12 protein-coding genes are annotated in these 22,508 nt (G+C 50.3%); 4 read left to right on the top strand and 8 right to left on the bottom strand.

The features are described from left to right. Positions 1 to 132: 132 nt before the first annotated feature. The 5 genes from CWE21_RS12490 to CWE21_RS12510 form a co-directional block, all read right to left on the bottom strand. Positions 133 to 582 (bottom strand): SMI1/KNR4 family protein, encoded by a 450-nt coding sequence (locus tag CWE21_RS12490; protein WP_126834776.1) that lies wholly within the window; start codon positions 580 to 582, stop codon positions 133 to 135. Between the two features lie 12 nt (positions 583 to 594). Continuing rightward, entirely contained in the window at positions 595 to 8,469 is a 7,875-nt protein-coding gene (locus tag CWE21_RS12495) for an HNH/ENDO VII family nuclease (protein WP_126834777.1), read from the bottom strand. Positions 8,470 to 8,576: 107 nt separating this feature from the next. Then, positions 8,577 to 11,705 (bottom strand): error-prone DNA polymerase, encoded by a 3,129-nt coding sequence (locus tag CWE21_RS12500; protein WP_126834778.1) that lies wholly within the window; start codon positions 11,703 to 11,705, stop codon positions 8,577 to 8,579. Then, positions 11,689 to 13,167 carry a Y-family DNA polymerase gene (locus CWE21_RS12505; RefSeq protein WP_126834779.1) on the bottom strand — a complete coding sequence of 493 codons (1,479 nt, stop codon included), beginning with the start codon at positions 13,165 to 13,167 and terminating at the stop codon, positions 11,689 to 11,691. Before CWE21_RS12505 ends, CWE21_RS12500 begins: the two co-directional genes overlap by 17 nt. Further along, complete coding sequence (locus tag CWE21_RS12510; protein ID WP_126834780.1) at positions 13,164 to 13,805, bottom strand: ImuA family protein; 642 nt, start codon at positions 13,803 to 13,805, stop codon at positions 13,164 to 13,166. Before CWE21_RS12510 ends, CWE21_RS12505 begins: the two co-directional genes overlap by 4 nt. A gap of 157 nt (positions 13,806 to 13,962) precedes the next feature. On the opposite strand from CWE21_RS12510, the gene CWE21_RS12515 reads away from it, so the two are divergent. Then, the gene (locus CWE21_RS12515) at positions 13,963 to 14,877 is read left to right on the top strand and encodes an acyltransferase (RefSeq protein WP_126834781.1); all 915 of its coding nucleotides are present in this window, start codon (positions 13,963 to 13,965) and stop codon (positions 14,875 to 14,877) included. Here the strand turns inward: CWE21_RS12515 and CWE21_RS12520 are convergent. From CWE21_RS12520 to ccoG, 3 genes are read right to left on the bottom strand one after another with little or no spacing between them, the layout of a single operon-like run. Beyond that, positions 14,843 to 15,448 (bottom strand): thiol:disulfide interchange protein DsbA/DsbL, encoded by a 606-nt coding sequence (locus CWE21_RS12520; protein ID WP_126834782.1) that lies wholly within the window; start codon positions 15,446 to 15,448, stop codon positions 14,843 to 14,845. The two genes, CWE21_RS12515 and CWE21_RS12520, sit on opposite strands and share 35 nt — an antisense overlap. Positions 15,449 to 15,473: 25 nt before the next feature. Beyond that, positions 15,474 to 16,502: a serine/threonine protein kinase gene (locus CWE21_RS12525; protein WP_241970301.1), complete on the bottom strand. Its 1,029-nt coding sequence runs from the start codon at positions 16,500 to 16,502 to the stop codon at positions 15,474 to 15,476. Continuing rightward, positions 16,495 to 17,910, bottom strand: a complete 1,416-nt coding sequence (gene ccoG, locus CWE21_RS12530; RefSeq protein ID WP_126834783.1) for a cytochrome c oxidase accessory protein CcoG — start codon at positions 17,908 to 17,910, stop codon at positions 16,495 to 16,497. The genes CWE21_RS12525 and ccoG overlap by 8 nt, the downstream gene beginning before the upstream one ends. 219 nt (positions 17,911 to 18,129) lie before the next feature. On the opposite strand from ccoG, the gene CWE21_RS12535 reads away from it, so the two are divergent. From CWE21_RS12535 to CWE21_RS12545, 3 genes are all read left to right on the top strand, one after another. Next, the gene (locus CWE21_RS12535; protein WP_126834784.1) at positions 18,130 to 20,607 is read left to right on the top strand and encodes a S8 family peptidase; all 2,478 of its coding nucleotides are present in this window, start codon (positions 18,130 to 18,132) and stop codon (positions 20,605 to 20,607) included. 136 nt (positions 20,608 to 20,743) lie between these two features. Next, complete coding sequence (locus CWE21_RS12540; RefSeq protein ID WP_126834785.1) at positions 20,744 to 21,589, top strand: DUF6689 family protein; 846 nt, start codon at positions 20,744 to 20,746, stop codon at positions 21,587 to 21,589. A 6-nt stretch (positions 21,590 to 21,595) separates the two neighbouring features. Continuing rightward, positions 21,596 to 22,447 (top strand): FHA domain-containing protein, encoded by an 852-nt coding sequence (locus CWE21_RS12545; protein ID WP_126834786.1) that lies wholly within the window; start codon positions 21,596 to 21,598, stop codon positions 22,445 to 22,447. Positions 22,448 to 22,508: the final 61 nt, after the last annotated feature.

The raw sequence follows: 22,508 nt of genomic DNA on the forward strand, positions 1-22,508 counted from the left end.
CTCAGTGGCTTTGGCTTTATAACAACGAACGGCCTAACACGGCCATCGGAGGCATTCCGCCCAAACAATTAACGCAAGCGGTTCATTAATTCTACGAATAACTGCTGCTTAAAATGGGGGGATTACAATAAATTAGAGAACTGCCTCTAACTCATTTAGAAGAAACGAGCCAAAGTCATCAGCTACTTTCTCAATTATGTCGCCAGAAGGTGAAATCAATACAACCGGGTTTTCATTCTCTCCATTGGTTTCATCCATTTTTAACGCAATATAATTACCATCGCCAGTTGAAGAAACTAACATCAAATTGCTTGGTAATCCTGACTTCCTTTCGTCTAAAGTTAGCCAAATTGCATCAGGTACTGATGATTCCTCAAAGTTCTCATTGATAAGCCCATAAAATTCGAGACCTTCTACATCACCACACCCAAGAGTTAACAGAAACTCTTTGTATGTTGGGGGGAACCCAAAACCTAGAGCTTTTTCAGCTTTGGATATTAATGAAGCTGATTTCTCACCATCAAAATCACCACCTAACTCTTCTATCAAATCAAATGCTTTATGTAATTTAGTTAAACTCACGTTTGCAACCCCTTAAAAATCATTGGCTCTATTCTTCCAGTAATCAGTGCGCCATTTGTTAAATTCGCTTCGATTTATCCCTGAAGGGATACTGGATGGAGTGATGTGAATCGTTTTGTGATTACCCTTGTGAAACGATTGAGTCATCTCAGCAATGGCCCCTTGCTGCCTTTGAGTCATGTGATGCAAGTTCATCGATTTACCGTCAGGACCAATTGGAGCTAAACCTTTCTGCATACGCTGAAGATTGCTTCTACCTCTTGAGTCTACACGTTTGGGGTCGATTAAATCGCTTCTTTGATAAACCTTATTACCTTGGAATGTAGTAGAGCTAGTCCAGAATTCTCTGGCTGCGTCATCACCTTTACGCATAGAGGCAATGCCATCGATGGCAGCATCCGCACCACTAACACCCTTTCGAGCCTCACTAACAAACGGTATTAGTCCAGCCCAGCGCCAAATTCCAGAAACTTCTTCATCTGTAAAGAAGTCCTCACCGGTCGCAGCTGTGTATATATCGGCAGCTATGCCAGCAGGTGTGAATCCAACTCCGATGGAAGCAGCATCATCAACACCAAAACCTGAACTGTCTTGATTGGCACCAACCTCCCCAGGCGCACCCAGTTCCTCAGCCTCAACATCGCTATCAGAGCCATCGCTCGATGGCGCGCTGCCATTACTCGCAGCTGCGCCGCTAAAGTCGTTTTTGGTTGGCGTACCGCCGTTGAGAACTGTGGCGCATGCAGCCATGCTCTCAATACAATCAATGGAGCCTTGTACAAGCGCATACCCACTCGGGTCGGTGCCCGCCAGCGGGTTATTCATAATGTACGAGTACGGGTTCAGCGACTGGCTATTGCCGGGAGCCTGAACAAACGGGTCGATGCTTAAAAAGCGGCCAAGGTTGTAATCGTACACCCGACCGTTCATATGAATCAATTGCGCTTGGTCAATGTGTTCATGGTCGGTGAAGCCGCGTAGCGTGAACGGTGTGCCGCCAGCCACATCAAACAACGTTGCGGCGCTGCTTGGCAGCATGGTGCCGTAGCGCGGTTTGCCGAATGGGTCGTAGCTGCGGTGCTCAAGAATGTTGTTGTTGTGGTCGGTGAGTGTGACCACCGAGCCTAGACGGTCGCGCAGTGTGTAGGTGATTTCATGGCTGGCAAGCGACAAACCCGCATACTTCGTGCGTTTGACGATGGCGACATCGTCAATGAAGGTGCGGGTGATGGTGGTGTCATCGACCTGCTCAACCTCCACCGAATCATCAATGTAATACACCGTGCGGTTGCCGCTTACCGTCTTTTTAAAGCGCTGCCAGTTGGCGTCGTAGGCAAAGTTAACTGTGCTGCCGCCGGCGGTGATTTGTGTCGGCTTGTTCAGTGCATTGTAGCTTATCGTCTTGCCAGCTCCGCTGATAAGATTACCGTTATTGTCGTAACTAAAGCTGGTGCTGCCACCGCCCACCAAGGTCGCACTTAACACCGCGTTAGGTCCCGCGTTGCCAGTGTTACTTTTACCGCTCGAGCCATAGGTCATACTGCTCGCGTAGTCACTTTTTTGCGTTAAGTTCCCTGTCGCATCGTAACTGTAACTAATACTGCCACCTGAGCTTAAGCTACTACCCGTAAGACGATGCAAATCGTCGTAACTGTACGACTCTGTCACGCTCATCGCACCGTTGTTGCTTTCCATCGTCTGGCTGTCGAGGTTACCAAAGCGACCGTAATAGTACGCCAGATAATGCAGCTCATTGCCCACCGCGCTCGCCGCGCTCACCTGCTTCAACTGTCCCGAAACTTGGTCGTAGGTTCGGCTCTCAAACAAGGTGCCGTTGTTTTTCTCGGCATAGGTAATATTTTGCAATGCATCCGACAGTACATTTTCCTGGTAGACAAACCCAGAGCCGGCGTTTTTCACCTTAAGTATATTGCCGTAAGGGTCATACTCATACGCCACCTTAATGCCGCTAGCATGCTCTATGGCCTTCACGCGACCGTAATTGCTGTCGAACTCGGTGCGTGATGTGTAGGTTGTGCCAGCAATCGTCGTCTCTTTTTGCACCATACGGCTCAAGCTGTCGTAATAAAATGCAGCTTGTTGCCCGCCGCCACTGTGGCTGCTCGGCAAGCCAATGCCGCCGCTACGCGTGTCGTAGGTATACGACGCCTGCACAGCACCACTAACCTTACGGGTCACAACTCGCCCTAGTCCATCATAAATTGTCTGGGTCACGACACCCTCAGCATCGGTTTCAAACTCAACCTCACCAAAGGTATTGTAGCTAAACATCCGAGTGTCCATGTTCGGGTCGCGCACTTCGGTTTTATGGCCGAAGCCATTGTAAATAGCATAAATTGACGCGTTTTTGGCATCTTGTAAGGTAATTGGGTTACCTGCACTGTCGTACGCATAACGCGTCGTTCCATTGCGCGCATCAACGGTTTGGACGAGCTTTCCATCACCCCCATAGGTACGGCTCATGTAAAGCGTCGTGCCGTCCGTCGCCTCAATCGAGGTTTGGTGACCATTATACGTATAACGGGTTGTGATCCAGCCGTTTTCCCCACGGTCGGTTTCCTTAAGCGTCACTCGCCCCAAAGCGTCAAACGCCAAAAAGCTGGTGCCATCGCTGCTATTAGTACTGTAGGAAGGCAACGATTCAAAGGTCTTATCACCTCGAGCATTGTAATCTATACGCGTATAAACCGTCGTTCCACCGAAGCCAGTGACCGACGTCATACGCTCCCTGTTTAGCAAGTCAAAAAAGACTTTTTGCAAGGGACTGCCTTCTTGCTGGGTGAATTGATAATAGCTCGCCGCCGAGCTCTCACAGCCATAGCAACGAATTAAACCCGTTTCAATGGGTGCACCACCAGGTACTGTTTGCCCAGTTTTGCGGCCAAACGGATCGTAGGTATAGTTTATCGTTATACCATTAGCATCGGTTTCACTTAAGGGTTTGCCGTGAGCTGCAGATACAACCTGCGATTGTTGATGCCCCTTATCATTCGTCGCACTGCTCACAAAATAACCGTCTGAACTATAGCTAAAACTATTCACTCGGGTTAAATCACTGGTGCTGCCACTACCGGTTTCCTGCGTGCTTGTCGGTAGCCCATACTGATTGAAAACATGGCTTACTTGATGAGATATGGAGGTACCACTCGCTGTGGTTGTTACGCTCGTCGGCTTACGATGAGTTGTACCACCATTCCCATAACCATAACTCACTGTAGTCGTTTGCACTGTATCAGCTTCAGGTAAGACGGGTGCAGAGCTTGCCGCGCGCCATAAGGTCTCGGTGCTTTTCGTGCGGGCACTTAATTTGTGTGGCCACCAGCTGCTGCTCGTGGTGTAGCTGCTATCAAACGTCGACGTGATCGTCGTTTTCACTTCATGGAATCCGTTGTCGGTTATCACCGTCATTTCCGCGACGTTACCGTAGGCATCGACGTCCGCATCTGCGACAGTCGTTACTTTTTCATTCAGTACGGTTCCACGATTATTCAGTGCATACTCACGCTCTTGTTGAACCGTGGGATACACCCAAACGCTGCCACCTGCCGTTGTTATCGTGTTGTCATAGCTGTATGTTTTTTCACTTAAAGGTTGCGTGCACAGGTCATTATCACTGATCAAACACGTGTATAGCGACTCAACTTTGCCGGTCAGTGGAAAGATCTGATGGAAGTCAGTGACCGCACGGCGCCCGGTCGCTTTCGTATCGACAATTATCTGACGAAAACCTTGGAACCCTCTGCCCGCTGCGTTGTAGACCGCCTCACGATAGTTGTACTCGGTCTCATTTAGGCCACCGACACCATTTGACTCTAGAGTGTCGCTGACAACATACATCGACGAGGTGAAGTAAAAGTGCTCTTGTGCTTCGTCATTGGTGACGTAACGTTCATCGTTTATCCCGAATCCCGGAACTTGATAAAAAGCGCCGCCCGCACGATTTCCAAGGGGGCGTGACAGGGGGTGGTAAGCCCATTCATAGGTGTGTCCAAGACCATTGACCACTTGCGTATTCGTATCGACAAGTTTTCCGCTATTGACACCGATGGTGGCGTCGTTCAATTGCTCATAATACCCCTCTGCAACCGAAGGGCTCGCGTCTGTATGGCTCACATTTAAGGTAGCCATGTAATAAGGTGTACCGGCGACAGTTATGTGCTCGCCTTGCGAGGCGCCTTGTGCATAGCTGGCCATCACCGAGTATGAAAAATCATCGAAACCGTCGTTATTAACGTCCTTGATCGCCAGCCCCGAGGTATAATTGCCGTTGATATCCACAAACGACACCATTGGCGCACTAACAACGTCGGACAGCACTCGGCCTACAGCCAAACCTGAGGGCGCTTGTGCAACATCGATCACACTCCAGTTAAAACGCCGGATATCGTAGCGCCCGAAGTCAATATCGATCTCTGAGCCTGGGTGGCTATAAAGCTCAGCCTTGCGCTCATGCATATCGTCATTGCAGACCATGAGTCCATAGGGCTCAAAACTCCCACTGGAGTTGGGATTGCCAGTAAACTCGACACATACGTCGTCGCTACTGTCCGTCGCGACGAGGAGTTCAGCCGCTCCATCACTGTCGATATCAGCAACACGAAGTCCTCGCCCCCAAAGCGGCTGCACACGAAGATAATAGTTCCCTGCTAAGTCGACTGCGATGTGTTCATGGATCCCCAACGCAGTTCCTAAAAGGCGTTCACTGTCAAAGGTTCTATCACCTCTGTTTTCACGCACCGCCCAGTCAAAGCCGCCCGCAACCTTCACCGGTCGTATAAAGTCATCGAGACCATCACCGTTGACATCCGCAAACGTGTGCTCGTTATAGAAAGTGTTTGTCGGAAGTCCCAGTTGCGATGCGTCCAAAGGACTTGAAACTTGATATGCCCCTGCGCTGGTGACGGTGCCAAAGGCAACCTCGAGAACCTGACTTGAAACGCCGTTTTGCCACGTTAACAGAATGTCCTGCACACCATCACCATCGATATCAGTGAAGCGCGGTTTTTGGCGCTGCGTGCCATTAAAATAAAACGTATCAAGCGTAGTGATAGCGTAGGGTCCGGTAAACTCAGGGGCGCCATTGATAACACCCATGTTTTGAAAGTAATAGAGTACATCATCGCTATCCACATAGGCGATATCTTGGTGCCCGTCACCCGTGATGTCTACTATTTGCATGGTTTGACCGACATACGCAGGTGCATCAACGAACGACTGCGGAACCATTAAGTTTGTACTGATGAGAGGAAGTTGTTGCAAGTTGTCGTCAAACTGATAAAGCGAGACGTTGCGATTGCTATCTACAATGAAAAAGTCAGTGATCCCATCGCGGTTCAAGTCACCACTATCATAATGATAAATACCGTTACCGATCGCCGTGCCATCATCGAGGCCATCGTAGGCAAGAGAATAATCACCGGTAACCGGATCTTGATAATACACTTGGACATTAAAGCCGATGAGCTGGTCATTGCTGTCAAATTGTGCGTGCATGTAAATTGCTTCAGGCACGCCGTCACCATTAAGATCCTTTTGCTTAACCCTATCGAGCCCAGCGGTCACTCCGGACGGTGTCAGCGCTCGATTCGCTGCGCTACTGGAATCCGAGGCCTGCCAGTTCATTGCTGGGGCATGCGTGTAGAGCTGTGTCGCAGGAAGACAATAACCACCAGCACACTCTGTTACCGAACGCAAAAGCGAGCGCTGGGTGAAAGCACTACTTTCATAGGTAAGCGTATACTCACGAACGGGGGCTTGGTTTACTTCCGTCGCAACCGCGCGTAGTCGGTGAGTACTCACACGAAGACCGCCACCTTGCCAGCGGCGAGACGTGTCAGGTCGGGGTTCGTAAAGGAAAGTGACTTTGCGCGTTCCAGGTGTCGCATTAAACCCCGTGTAAAGTATTTCACTGAGTAAATGTTCACCTTCTACGGGTTCTGTATAGTAGTAATCGATCGTATTCCCCGAGGCGTCCTGCTCTCTTGCGAGCGACCAACTCGCAGTGACAGTGCTTCCGATAACACTTCGGCGTGAGTCAGTTGTGGTACCAAAGTAGCCAATCCGATTGTTCGGGTAGCGTACAGTAAAGGAAGATGAACCATTTAAACTTCCCGACTGAATGACAAGCAAAAATTGATCTTGCTCCGTTCGATAGGTGGCGCCAGACTGGCCATAACTACCGCTAACAACCATCAAGCGATTGCCGTTCAAGCAGAGCTTGTCGGTCGCCTTTAAAGTCGGTGCTAGACGATTGCCATCTTGCGCTGGCGTTGCCGCACAGCGCTGAATACTGCCACCGGCAGTAATGTTCCAACCGACACCTGCGACCCCGTTTCCGGCTCGAGATGAATAACTCAGGGCTACAGACGGTGTCATTCCATTGCGACCCGGCGGCACCGCAATCGGCAGTCGGTAAGTTGCAGCACCTCCCGAAACCCCTGGCTCTGCTTGAACAGCGCCAACTTCTGGATCGTGAGAGAGACTGAAGAGTGCCCCTGAGAGATCATCTGAAACCGTGCCACCTGCTTGCGCCCATGGGGCGGGCAACTGCACATTTACAGTATTTGAAAGGGTCGCTGAAGCACTACACTTAGCTGAACCATCGGGTAACACATTGCAGGCGACGACTTTATGGGTCCAGTTGCCGCTTTGATCAACTGTAGCATTGCCCGAGGTTCCTGTTGCATTCGACCACGCACTCCAGTTACCTGATTCATGGCGACTCGCAAACTGATAACGGTCAACATAGGACGAGGTACTTGCATCCCAACTGATAGCATAAGTCGCTAGCGAAGTTTCAACCGGTGCCGTAACCTGACTTGGGGCTGCTGGCGTTGGATGGGCGACAGTTACAGTACTGGACGATGCGTACGGACTACACCCAGAAGCATTACAAGCGCGCACCCGATAACTCCAACTACCATCGAGACGCCCAGAAAATGCTTTCGAGGTCGCGGTAGATACCGACACCCATGAACTAAAGTTCGAGCTTTCGGCGTACTCATACCGTGTTACTTGACCTACCGACCCTGACCAACTGAGCGTGTAGCTACCATTTGCGCTAGATGAGGGAATCGAAACATTCGTTGGCGCTGAAGGCTTTTTAAGCACGGTGATTTTAGGGGAAATGACCTTATAATCACTGCATAGCGAACTACCACACGCACGAACACGGTAGTCCCACTCACCATCTGCGCGACTTGCGCGTGACTTTGATAATGCGCTACCTGAATAAACGGACACCCAATTTTGGTAGCTACTCGCTCCATAGGGCTTAAATCGTTCTTGTAGTTCATACGTAACTGACGACGTCGCTGAAGCGCCCCACGAAATGGTAAAAGCTCCGTCGGTATCGGTTGAGGTCGGTCCGGAAATGGAGCTAGGCATGCTCACAACAAGATTGACCGTGACCGTATTACTTGCGCTACTTGTGGAGCCACAAAGCGGTACACCTAAGCTTTGATTACACCCTCTCACCGTATAATAGTAGGAGCCGTTTGATTTATCAGAGAAACTGTGACTTGTTGCTGTAGGAGATAAATTAAATGTTTGTGTCAGGCTGCCATTTTTGTATTCGTTGAGTTGATAGCCCCACGAATTAAAGCCACTTGTTTCCATATTTGAAGCAGCCGACCATGACACGGTGAAATTACCGTCATTGCTTGTTGTCGGAGAAGCTGATATCGAGCTAACTGGACCTGGTCTCGCCACCTCATCCTCACACCCAAAACTAGATGTTTGCATTGACTCAGTGGTCGACATGGCCATCGGCTCAAAACACCCTTGCGCAGCGACCGAGTCTGATGTCAGAACTGAAAATAACAACAATAACGCAACGGCGAGTAGACGTCCCTGTACCAAAATCATATTACATTCCTGCTAATTTTTTATTCAAAATAATGTAATACGATAAACATATCAACAAATTTGTTAATTATCTTTATGATTATTGAGCTATAGCTTCGTCTATCTTTTTAATGAAAATCACGCGAACGCTTACCTTCCATTTCAAGTTGCGCCAGCAATGGCGCTCCGTCTTCTAAACGGCCGGCAATCACATGAATCACCTCGCCATGAATTTCAACTGTACCAACGACCTTTAAGAGTTTGGCGGTGAGGTACTCTTGTCGCTGGGCGCGGGCCGTGGCTTGCCACACCACCACGTTCACCATGCCGGTTTCATCTTCTAAGGTAATAAAGGTAACGCCGCCCGCCGTGCCGGGGCGTTGCCGACAAGTGACCAAACCGGCTACTTGCACGATTTGCTGATGCCGACAGCTGACAAGTTCGGCAGCTGTGCGCACGCCGCGTAAGAGCTTTTTTTCACGCAATAAAGCGAGTGGATGACGTCGAATGGATGCGCCGAGCACGCGGTAGTCGGCGGCAAGGTCTTTGACTTCCGATGGCGGTGCCAGTGTTATTGAGGCTTGTGGTGTTGTCGCTATGCTGTTCTCGACAGTCGCAAATAAGGGCAACTGCTCCGCTTGCTCTGCCAGTGTTTGCCACTGACTTTGATAGCGGTGTCCCGTGATTTTCTTCAATGCATCAGCGGCGGCGAGCCGCTGCAAGAGTGCCGGGCTGGCACCCGCCTGCCGCAACGCACTTAACGAAGCAAAGCCGTTTGCAGGGCGTTGCGCCAGCAGTACCTGCACTTGCTTTTCAACTAACCCACGCACTAAACACAGCCCTAGCCGCAAAGCCATACCATTCTGCATGGGTACGAGTTGGTGCTGCCACGCACTGGTTTGTATATCAACGGGTAAAATGGCGATGTCATGACGCCGCGCATCTTGAATCAGCTGATCGGCAGAATAAAAGCCCATCGGCAGGCTATTCAACAACCCGCAGTAAAAGGCGGCAGGGTAATGGTACTTAAACCACGCCGAAGCATAAGCTAAGTTGGCAAAACTGGCCGAATGCGACTCAGGAAAGCCGTACTCACCAAAACCACAAATTTGTTGGTAAATACGCTGGGCAAAATCAAGTCGATAGCCGCGCTCTTGCATACCGGCAATAAGCCGCTGCTCAAATTGCTGTAATTCGCCCGTGCTACGCCAGTTGGCCATGGCGCGTCGTAGCTGGTCGGCTTCACCACCGCTAAAGCCAGCAGCGACCATCGCCAGTTTAATCACTTGCTCCTGAAATATCGGTACACCCAAAGTTCGTTCGGTGACTTGCCGCACCTCTTCACTGGGGTAGGTCACCGCTTCTTCACCGGCACGGCGACGCAAATAAGGATGCACCATATCCCCCTGAATCGGGCCGGGGCGCACAATGGCTATTTGCACCACTAAGTCATAAAAGGTAGCGGGGCGCAGTCGTGGCAGCATGTTCATTTGTGCCCGCGATTCAATTTGGAACACGCCTACCGAGTCGGCCCGTTGCAGCATTTGGTAAACCTTCGGATCTTCGGTCGGAATCGTCGCTAAATCGAGAGGCCGCTGGTAATGCTCAGCGACGAGTTGCAACATCCGGCGCAAGGCCGACAGCATTCCCAGCGCCAGCACATCCACTTTGATCAGCTTTAAGGTTTCCAGATCGTCTTTGTCCCATTGAATAACCGTACGATCGGCCATGCTGGCATGCTCAATAGGTACTAGGTCTGCCAACGGCCCGGCAGCAATAACGAAGCCGCCAACGTGTTGTGATAAGTGGCGGGGAAACCCTCTTAACTCTTCGGTCAGTTGTAACAACCACCGCCCGCGCTCCGTTTCTGGCAAGCCTTTTTGCAAGAGCGCCAACTGCGCGTGCCAAGGCGTGTCTTGATCACGCCGATCGATTTGGCGCAAATAGTGGCCGAGTTCTTGCTCATTAAAACCGAGCGCTTTGCCCACGTCACGAAACGCACTGCGTAAGCGATAGCGAATCACCGTAGCCGCCAACGCCGCACGGTCACGACCGTACTTCTTATAGATGTACTGGATAACTTCTTCGCGGCGTTGATGCTCAAAGTCCACATCTATATCAGGTGGTTCATCACGTTCTTTTGAAATAAAGCGCTCAAACAACACATCGATTTGATCAGGATTGACCGCGGTGATTTGCAGGCAGTAACACACCACTGAATTTGCGGCTGAACCACGCCCTTGATACAAGATCCCGCACTGTTGGGCAAACTGCACAATGTCGTGAATGGTTAAAAAGAAATATTCGTACTTTAATTCGGCAATAAGGCTGAGCTCTTTTTCCAGTTTCGCTTGCACGTCACTGCGTAACCCTTCAGGAAATCGTTGTTTCGCACCTGCATAAGCGAGTTGGCGAAGGTGTTCCGTTGCACTAAGACCTTCGGGCACGAGCTCAGCAGGGTACTCGTAGCTAAGTTCGCTGAGCTTGAAGTCACACTGCGCGACAATCCCGTCTGCCGCATGTAACCATTGCGACGGGTAGCAACGCTGTAGTTGCGCCGCCGAACGTAAATAATGCTCAGCATTGGGCCGTAATTGCGCTTTCACTTCGGTGATGGTTTGCCGATGACGGATCGCGGTCATCACATCATGTAGTTTTTGTCGCTCGGCCTGTGGATAAAGCACTTCATCCACAGCAACAACGGGGAGCTGACTAATACGCTGATAATGTTGGTACGTGCGGACTTCAATTCTATCATTGGCATGATAATGGCGGGCATAGGCTAACCATAAGCGCTCAGGAAAGGCTTGTCGCAACCGCGTTACTTGCTCGCTAAAGCGCTTTTCTTGTGGCCGCCATAGCAGCAAACAGTCATCGAGGCCCTGTAAAAAGTCATCAATACAAACTTGATAGCTGCCTTTAGCGCAGCGGCTACGGCCTAAACTAATTAAGCGACAAAGCTGTCCATAACCACGTCGATTGCGTGCAAGCACAATTAAAGTGCCGACTTCTGGCACAACAAAGAAGCTTCCTATCAGTAACGTTAAGTCAGCGGTGACTGCTTTCATTGCCACAAACGCACGCACCACGCCTGCCACTGAGCACTCATCCGTTATGGCTATTGCCCGGTAGTCGAGCTGCACTGCGCGTTCAATGTACTCGTGGGGGTGTGCGGCACCATATAAAAAGCTGTAATTGGTGACACAGTTCAGTGCACTTGGTCGCCACGATACGCTGCGGTTAACTGTACCAGCCATGCAAATACCACTGTTCGTTGCTTGCGCTCTGCTCGTTCACACAAGCGCGGTAAATCCAGCCTTGGCGCTGCCAGCGATCAAGCGCAATAAAATAGTCACGCACCATGCTTTGGCCATCCCACCAACCACTTTGTAAGCGTTCGGGCCCCCATTGCAGTTGCCAGTCGCTGACATTAATCGGTTCGGCTTCGGGCAATAGCCAGAGCGGCCGCGGCAGGTTTGCGCCCGTTGCTGTTGGTTGTTCATCGACGGCACTCGCTTGCCAGTATTGTGCCCGTTCGGGGCGCCAGTCCTGCGCCAGTTGTGCCTGCTGCACGGCTTGTTCACCTAAACGCGCCTGCAACTTGCCCACTAATGCTTGTAGCTGTCGTTGTTCGTTGCGCTGCGCATGCGCATCTTGCTGCGCTGGCAACCAACTGCCGTGTTGCGCTTCACGGGCGCTAAAGTCTTCGGCTCGTAGGCTTAACTCTAAAGCAGGAGTTTTAAGCTGCTGGCGTTCCAGCTGCAGCTGCACCAATTGCAGCATGTCACGTTGTCGCCACAGGGGCAGGGCGAACGCCACTCGCACAAAGGTTTGCCGCTTATCACGGTGGTGGGCAATCAGCGCCAGCTCGGTCACACTTAATTGTCGTACCTGTAAAAAGGCCTCGAGCTGTTGTAGCAAGCGCCGCAAAGGGAAGAGCAACTGTTGCCAAGAGGCGACTTCGGTCAGTAAGTCTAAGCGTTCACGAAAGCGCAAAGGCGGGCGGTACCATTGTTGTGGTGGCAACAGTTCTCCTTTGAGTTGCGCCATATAACTCAGCATGCTGCGGCCAAAGCGCGCACCTAATTCAGCAACAGGTAATGCGAGTAGCGGCCCGAGTTGTTCAATACCGACATCTTGCAACTGCTGTTGCTGGTGTGGCGGTAAGAGACTTTGCGTGATGGGCACCTGACCAAGTGCCTGCTGCAAGGCAGCTTTCTCGGTGCTCAGCACATTTTTACCCGACTGCGCCAAAATACGTGCAACCAACGGGCTATAACCCGCTGCTACAACATACTGCACAGAGATACCACGCAAGCGCCGTTGCAATTGCCGCTGCACCCCAGCATAGCCCCCATACATACGTTGCAGATCATGCACGGCGAGCAGCAAACCTTGTGGCGGATACAGCGCAATCTGTGCAATATCCTGATGCAACCACTGGGCTAGCCGCCGTAACACCTGCGTTTCACGCGCTTCGTTATAGTCGCGCTGCTGCAAGTCAGGGAGCAAAGTACTCGCTGTTACCTCGGCCATGCCCAAACGCACCCCACCAGCGACTGCCGCACGATTCGCTTGCACCACCTGGCGCCGGTGTTGACCGTCGCTGGTACAAAGCACCTGTGGTTGTTGCTGCTGCGCTTTGCTCTGCAGACTCAACTGCTCGTCGAGCAACAGTTGCGGCACATGCAAATACCACCAAAGCTTGGTCTGACTCATGCTGACAACCGGCGGCGCTCTGGTAGGTGGCGTTCAATATTGCAGGGAAAGGCGGGCAATGGCCAACCGGCACGGCGCTTCAATACAGCGACTTGCAACTGCTCAGCCGCCCAGCTGAGCTGCAAACGATTCACATAAGCACGAGCTTCGGTGGTTTGTTGCCAAGGCGTGATCACAAAGGCAAGCTGCTGATGCTTAGCTGCGCTTTGCTGCAAGCGTCGCACGGCACTGGCGTCAATACTGTCAAACCATGCCACCACAACGCCTAGCGCCTTACTTTGCAAAGCTTGCTCGAAGGCCCACAACGCTTGTTTTTGATCCTTTTCTTGCAACCATAACGGTGCTTGCTTGAGGTGTTGATAATGCAAACCTGGCCAGTACGGTTGGCAAGGGGGATTCAGCCACAAGCAGGGTTTCGTTTGCTCCAGCAGCACCGGCAGCAACAATGCCAATTCGCCTTGAAAATGATGCTGCACCTGGACTTCGTGCACAGCTCCGCGCAACCAGCCCCCACCTAGGCGCCGATCCAACTCTGCCCAACCACTGCTCACTAACTGATCTGGTGCTAATTGCTCTGCAGCCTCGCGGCCCTGCCAGACCCATCCTTTGTGCACCAACTCTTGTAAAGGGTGTGCCATAACAACCTCGCAAATACTGTATAAATATACAGTATAATGTAGCTGTTTTTTTCGACACTGGCAAGTTTGCCGCTACACATTCAGCACTGAATTAAAGTTGAGCTTTGCCCTTTAATTTCCGTATGATGAAATGATACTTAACTGGTCGGGATCTCTTATGCTCACGCTGTTGTTAGCACCTTTTCGGGTCATCATTAACTTCACTTTCGGTGCGCTCGCCACCGCGATTATTGGTCTGTTGGTGATTTTAGTCGGCCTACCAAAATTATTACTCCCTATTCCAGTGGTGCAACGCGGGCTTTCGACCTTTGCCAACGGGCTTTTTCGCCTGTGGGGCTACGCGATGTCGCTGATGTTCCGGCTGACGCAACCGATGCACTGGCATATTCACGGCGATGCCCAGCTGCACCGCGACCGCTGGTACATGATCTTGTGCAACCATTTGAGCTGGGTCGATATTCTAGTCCTCATGCACTTGGCCTCGCGCAACATGCCGATGCCGCGCTTTTTCTTAAAACAGCAACTGTTTTGGGTACCGATTATTGGCCTCGGCTGTTGGACGCTGGATATGCCTTTTATGAAGCGTTACAGCCGCGAGCAAATTGCTCGCAAGCCGCACCTAAAAGGACGTGATATTGCCACCACGCAAAAGAAGTGCGCCAAGTTTCGGCATATTCCCACCACAGTGATCAACTTCTGCGAAGGCACACGTTTTACGCCGGAAAAGCACCAACGTAAAAACAGCCCGTTTAAGCACCTGTTACCACCTAAAGCTGGCGGTACCGCTTTCACTTTGCAAACCATGGGCGAGCAGTTCGACGCTATTTTGGATATTACGATTGTGTACCCATCGAACAAACGTCCAGCCGTGTGGCTCCTGTTAAGCGGGCAACTCAGAGATATTTACGTGAATGTCGAAACCATTCCAATGCAGCCTGAGCTGATTGGCGATTACTTTAATGACGAGGAATTTAAAGCACGCTTCCAGCGCTGGTTAAACCAACGCTGGCAGCATAAAGATGAGGTGATTGAGAAACTTATTTCTCGAGCAGATAACCCGCCGCAGCAATAAAGTCGTCGGCGAAGTTTTGGCTTTCGCTGAAGCCTTGCGGGATCAACTTGTACTTACCGTTGATGATGAAGGTCGGCGTTGAGTTCACACCGTAGTTTGACGCTTCACGGTCCATTTTGTTGGCCATGCCGCGTACGCCAAAGCTATTGATCATCTTATCAAAGTCAGCTTTATCAACGCCGTTGGTTGCAAAGATAGCTTCAAAGTCTTCTTTGCTGCCAATCATGTTGCCTTGCGCAAAGTTGCGCTGGAAAATCGCTGCTGCGATTTCTTTTTCTTTGCCCAGTCGCTGTGCCAATGCCCACGCTTGGTTCATCATCATACCTTGGCCTTTGTAGTTGATGAACGATACATGCGACTTTTCAAATGCCTCTGGGTACTTCTCGTCCATGGCTTGGGCAATCGGCTCAAAACGGTAGCAAGCACCGCAGAAGAACGAGAAATACTCGGTAATGGTCGGCTTTTCAGTGCCCTGTTCAGCGATCACTTCGTAGTGCACGCCTTCTTCAAACTGCTGCGCTGCGGCTGGGAACATCATCAAAGCCAAAACGGCAAACAACAACTTCTTCATTGGTTGATTTCCTGTATTTATTTACTCAAAAATTAAAATTTGGACGTAATTCCAGTGGCGCTTCTTGCAATGCAGCAAACTGTTCTTTGAGCGCTAACACTTGTTGCTCCCAGTAACGTTGCTCCGCAAACCACGGAAATGCACGTTGAAACGCTGCGTCTTCCCAACGCCGCGCCAGCCACGCCATGTAGTGTATGATGCGAAAACCGCGCAAGAGTTCAATCAATTGCGTTTCTCGCTCATCAAAATCACAAAATTCTTCGTAACCGCTGACTAAAGCGTCAAGTTGCTGCCAGCGTTGCTGCCGATCATCTCCGGCGAGCATCATCCATAAATCTTGGACCGCTGGCCCGGTCATCGCGTCATCAAAATCAACAAAGGTCAGCAGGTCATCACGCAACAGCATATTGCCAATATGGCAGTCGCCATGCAAACGTTGTTGGTCAAAACCACTGAAATCGACGTGCATGAGCTGCTCGCTTAAAGGCTCGGCAATGGCCCAAAAGGCACTCTGCAAGTTCTCAGGGATAAGCGAGGTCTCTTTTAAGGTGACCAACGAAGCGCTGACATGATCGTCAGCGGTCAGATGCTTTCGATGTTTAAATTCACCTTGTCGGGCCACCGCATGCAAGCGCCCGATTTGCCGACCAATACGCTCAAGCTGATCGACATCTCCCGGTTCGACAGCGCGACCACCAACACTTGGGAAGACACTAAAACGGTAACCTTCGAAATGGTGCAAAGTGGCACCATCCAGTATCAATGGCGCTACTGCGGGCACATCTTCTTCGAGCAGCTCGGCGGTAAATGCATGCTCTTCAAGGATCTGTTCATTGCTCCAGCGCGCCGGTCGATAAAACTTAGCAACGTAACGCTTTTGGTCATCAGCTACGAATTGGTAAACGCGGTTTTCGTAGCTGTTCAACGCCAACAGACCTGACATTGGATCAACACCGACACTAGCAAGCGCATTGGCAATTAAATCTGGCGTTAGCCCCGAAAAGCTAAAGTCACTGGCAGCATCCATGTGCTGAACGTCCTCACTATTACTCATAGAGGAAACTCGTTTCGTGTTGCTCTGTGACTTCGCCATCAGTGCTCGTGACGACAAAGCGAATATCATGCACCCGCTGCGTCACATCGTCAGGGTGTACCGCCAAAGTAACCGGCACCGTGGCGATGCTACCACCGTCAATGGTTACCGTAGTATTGCCGCTCAGCTGGGTGCGGTCGAAACCATCAACCTCGATGGTGAAGGTCTGCGGTAGCTGCGATTTATTTAAGACTTTCAAGGTGTAAACGTTTTGCACCCAACCGTCCATGCTAATGCTATACAGTTGATTGCGGTCACGCAGCACATCCACTTCGAGTGGCTTGCGCGTTGAGATATCCCAAATCAATAGCGCCGTCATGGCAATCATCACCACAAAGTAACCCACGGCTTTGAAGCGTGTTTTACGGGTACGCCCACCTTTCAGGTTGCGTTCGGTAGTAAAACGGATCAGCCCACGCGGGTAGTTCATTTTGTCCATCACGTCATTACACGCGTCGACGCAGGCGCCACAGTTGATGCACTCATACTGTAGGCCGTTGCGAATATCGATACCGGTCGGGCAGACCTGCACGCACATATAACAGTCAATGCAATCACCTAACCCCTCTGCCTTATGGTCGGCCTTGCGTGAACGCGGACCACGCGGCTCCCCGCGGTTCGGATCGTACGAAACGGTCACGGTATCTTTGTCGAACATCGCCGACTGAAAACGTGCATAAGGACACATGTGGGTACACATGATTTCCCGCATCCAGCCCGCATTGCCATAGGTACAGAAGGTAAAAAACAGTACCGAGAATATCGCCCAAAAGCCGACATCAAAGGTCCAAAAGTTCGTGAATAAGTTGCTAACGTCGGTGAAATAGCCAACAAATGTCATAGAAGTAAGTAGGGCGACCAAGAGCCATGCTGCGTGCTTACCCGTTTTGCGCCAGGCCTTATCGAAATCCCAAGGGCGACGGTCTAAAGCGATTTGCTTATTGCGTGGACCTTCGAACTTTTTCTCAATCCACATAAAGATGAACGTCCAGGTGGTTTGCGGACACATAAACCCACACCAGACGCGGCCATACAGTGTTGTCACGAAGAACAGTGCGAACGCAGCAACAATAGAGATCCAAGCTAAAATAGTGAGGTCTTGTGGCCACAGCGTCATACCGAAGATGCGGAAGCGTTGGTTGGCGATATCTAACAGCACCGCCTGATCACCGTTCCATTGCAGCCAGGGAATAGCAGCAAAAACAAAGAGTAAGAGAAAGCCGAAGATGCGACGGAAATACTCAAGCTTACCCTTCACATCACGCACATAAATACGGCTACGAGGCGAGTAGTCGTTATTTTTCTTGTTTGGATCGGGGCGTTGGATCTTAACTTTATCCGCCGCCATGACTTTAACTTTCTGCTCCATAACCGTACACCGCCCTCAGCTATTTCCACAAGATATAAGGAGATTATACGCTTATTTTTTGACGAATATCAGTGCGCCAGATCAATCAAAGCGTCCAAACTTCTTGCCAAATCTAATTTTTTGTAGCTAGAACTTTGGGGGATCTCCCTCATAGAAACTCAGCAGTATTCATTCGAAGATTGTTCTGTACAAAAATCAGCAATACAGGACAACCGGACAATGAAAAAATTTACTCTTTCAACAATAGCAGCCCTAACCTTAGCCGCAGCACCTGGCCAGGCTATGGCTGAAGCTGTCATCGGTGAACAACTACAAGCAAAACTACCAACTTTGGCAGTTACCGACACCGTGATGGCTGTCGTTACCTATGATCAGATGGAACCCGTCACCGAGTCACAGATCCAGCAATTACTTAATCTTGGACTTACCGAAGGTGTGCAATTCTCTACACTACCCATTATCGGTGTCGTCGCCACGCCACAACAAATTGCGACATTAGCGCAACAAGACGGTGTTCGCTCTATTTGGTTAAACCGTGAGCTTGAATACTACAACGCTGATGCGCGCAAGATTACCGGCGTTGAGCAACTGCAAAGTAATGAGTTTGTGCAGCGGAACGGCACCTCTTTTACCGGTAAAGGCGTGACTATTATGGTCAATGACTCTGGTATTGATGCAAGCCACCAAGATTTGTTCTTTGGTGATACGGTGGTCGAAAATGTGCAAGCCGTAACACATGCCCAAGCTATTGGTTTGGTCGCTCCCACTGACGGTTTCGTCTTAGAAGGTCAGATCAATACCGACCTCAACGTTGGTCACGGAACCCACGTTGCCGGCACCATCGCAGGTTCAGGCGTGATGTCTGACGGTAAGTATATGGGTGCGGCGCCGGATGCTGAGCTTGTTGGTTATGGCTCTGGTGCGGGCCTGTCAATTCTCGATGCAGTAGGCGGCTATGACTACGCCTTAAGCAACGTGTATGCCTTTAACTCTCCGATTCGCATTATGAGTAACTCTTGGGGTTCAAGCGGTAAATTTAGCCCTGACAGCCCCGTAAGCATCGCATCATACAAAGCATACAAACTTGGTATTTTGTCTGTCTTTGCGGCAGGTAACTCGGGTCCAGGTGAAGATAGCCACAATCCTTACGCCCAAATTCCATGGGGCATGTCTGTCGGCGCGGGCGATAAATTTGGTCAACTCGCCGGTTTTTCATCGCGCGGCCTGAAAAGTGAAAGCGGTACATTCACCATGCCAGATGGCAGCCAGTGGACGTACAACAACGAGGTGACCATCGTTGCTCCTGGCGTTGACATCATCTCAACCCGCGCCAGCACCAACCTCGTTTCTAACGGCGGTGATGCTGACTTAGATGCCATCGAAACCGAGTATGTGCCTTTCTATACGATGATTTCAGGCACCTCTATGGCAACGCCTCACGTTTCGGGCATCATTGCGCTAATGATGGAAGCCAATCCAACGTTATCATTGTTAGAAATCAAGCGCCTACTCCAAGAAACGGCCACCAACATGCCCGGCTATGAAAAATGGGAAGTCGGCGCCGGCTATGTCAATGCGAAAGCGGCTGTCTCAGCAGCTCTTAACTATGACATGGACTATGCGCAAACCGTAAATAACTTGAACAGCTTCAATGCCAATGCCTTGATCACCCCAAGTGACCGCGTAGAAAACTTTGAAGTGCTGTACGCTCCTGTTGGTGAACCTGAAACCTTCAGTTTTGAAGTTGGAGAAGATGTTGCTTGGGTAAAAGCTAGCGCTGAAACGCTAGCCAACACCACAAAACTTGTTTTAGTGGCCCCAGATGGCACCGAGTACTTTGGTAACTTAACCCTACCCGTATTGGAAACCGGCATGCGTGTTTCTGCGCCTGGTCAAGCCGGGACATGGCAAGTCTACGTTTATGGTCTAACATCACTTTCAGGTGTCGACCCCGATCCATTAGATGTGACCAATGGCCCAGGTGTGCCCGAAGTCATCAGCGGCACCGTAAGCTTTGAACTAAGTGGTGGTTACGAAGGCGTGGATGATATCGAAGGTCACCCGCAGCAGAATGCCATCGAGTTCGCGGTCGCGGAACGCCTGATGGATGGTTATCGCAACGGTAAGTTCCGTCCAGATCAAGCGTTGAAGCGTGAGGACTTAGCTAAGTATTTGGTTATGGGTGGCGCGATTCGCCAGTATCGTGACCTGCTTAACGAAGCACAACCAAACTTAAACGATGTAAACGCATCCTCTATCGCGTTCGCCGAAGCGGTTTCAGTCAGTGGCGCAGCATTAAAAGACAGTAACCAAGTGCAAGCACCTGTCATGTTGACCAATAATGGCAGCTTCAACCCGCGAGGTGGTGTGGAAAAATTGGATTTGGCTTACTCGCTAGTACAAACGCTCGGTCTCGAAGCACAAGCTCAAGCCTTTGACAGCAACTCAGATATTACCTTTGACTATCGCGGAGAAACCCTGGTGCTGGCTGATCAACACTTGATTCCAGCTCACTTGAAGGGTTATGTACAAACTGCGCTCGACTACTCACTACTCAATGTCAACTTTGCCGTAAATCAAGGCCCGTTCGATCTTGAACCGCAGTTAGAAGTTCGCTTTGCACCGACGACTGAAATCAGTCGCGCTGGCTTCGCAGTCACTATAGGACGGTTGTTCAGCAACTACTATGGAATGTAGTCAGGACAGGATGTCCACTTACTGAGGGGCTCACTTGAGCCCCTTCTTTTCTATTTAAAGTGGTGACATTTTGACCGGAAAAGAGTATGGTCAAAGAGCGAATGTAACAAAATGTTACGCACACGAGGGGTTTTGTATGCTACCAACAAATTACAGTAAAACGTTCGTTGGCTTTTGTACGGCGCTACTGTTTATGTGTGCCTCCATGAATAGTCGTGCGGAAGTTTTAGAATTAACGATCCAACCGCAGAGCAATAAAGTCGAAACCTCGGTACAGTTGACCGAGCTCATTGGCTTTGACTTAACGATTAAGTTTGAAAATGCTGTAGGCCTTACGGCACAAAACTTTACCGTTAATGCACAGCTAATTGATGTCAACGATCTCTCGATCTTGAATCGCTTGCCAGACTCTCTGCTAACCGGTATTCCCACTGCGTTTCCAGTATTAATCTCTGTCGAGCCCGATCCAACTAAGGGCTTTTCTTTTAGCGGTGCCTACGAGATTGAACTTTATACCAAGTCTTTGCACTACACCGCGGGTTCTCCTCTAAGGATGTTCCACGCCCATGGCAACGGTGATTTTGAAGATATTACCACCATGACGGGTTCTGGAAGTTATCGCGTCCGCACCAATGGTGGTCAGTTCTCTGACTTCATAATTGTCGCTGACTTGCGTGACGTAAATACTGTGATCGCGACCAAAGTCGCACGCCTAGCAAACTACGTAAACACTATTTCTAGCTCGCTTACCTTAGTAGCAAGCCAACCGCTAAACGATGCACTATCTAACATTCAAACGGCAATCTCGAATGGCTATTATCAACAAGCATTACAGGCCACCAATGCCCTTATTCAATTGATGCATGCCGACGACGGTTCATTGTATCCAGATGTGTGGCGTTCGACCGGTGATCTTGAGAACATCCGTGGTCGGATTCTAAGTATGGCGAATACCCTTCGCTATAGCTTACGAATCAGGTAAACGCTGATGCCTGCTATTTTTGATTGTGTCTTCCAAAACAGATTTGCGCCTCGAATTTCATTATTCGAGGCCAAATCTTACGTGGTAGGCCGAGCGACAACCTGCGATATCGTTATCGACCACCCAACAGTATCGCGGCGACATTGCTTGATCAGCTTTCAAGATGGCCAGTGGTGCATCCACGACCTGAATAGTACCAACGGCTTGACCTACCTCGATAATCGGCAGCAAAAGCTTCACTTGGAACAGCGCTTAGTTTTTCAAGTAGGCTCAGTAACCTGTGTGCTGCAAGCGAAGACTGCACAAGAGTTGACTGTTAACCTCAACCGACGCCTTTGGAGTCAACGCCAACTGCGATCGTTGCAGGGCAAGTGGCGCACGACAAACGATATAAATGCCTTACTCCCTGCGTTGCAATTTAACCTAGCGCAAATACTTGGCAGTGATCGCTGCGCAGTGATTTTACTCAATGACCGACGCGAGCTCGCACTCGCAACTGACTTTCCGGGCTGGCTAAATCCGACTGACTTCGATGGCACATCGACACTCATAAATGCCGCTATAGAGCACAAGCGCCCTTATGTTGTGAATAATGCCCAACTTCATCAAACCCTCAAAGATCGAAACAGTGTGCAAAAGGCGCAAATCAAAGCAGCATTCGCCTATCCTATTGAACTCGACGGCGAGGTCATTGCGGTAATTTACGCTGATAGCCTCGAAAGCCAACATTATTTCACTGATTACGATATTGATTTAATAGATAATTTTTCAGGGATGTTAGCGCTTCAATTGCAGCTCAAAACACTGGATCATCACTTGGATGAACTCTCTGCCGCTGCTGCTGAACTCGCCAGTTAAATCATTATTGATTCGACACTTTCATTAACTGTGTTAAGTTGAAGAAGTAGTGCTTCAACTC

The organism is Pseudidiomarina aquimaris, assembly GCF_003987395.1.
Lineage (GTDB): Bacteria > Pseudomonadota > Gammaproteobacteria > Enterobacterales > Alteromonadaceae > Pseudidiomarina > Pseudidiomarina aquimaris.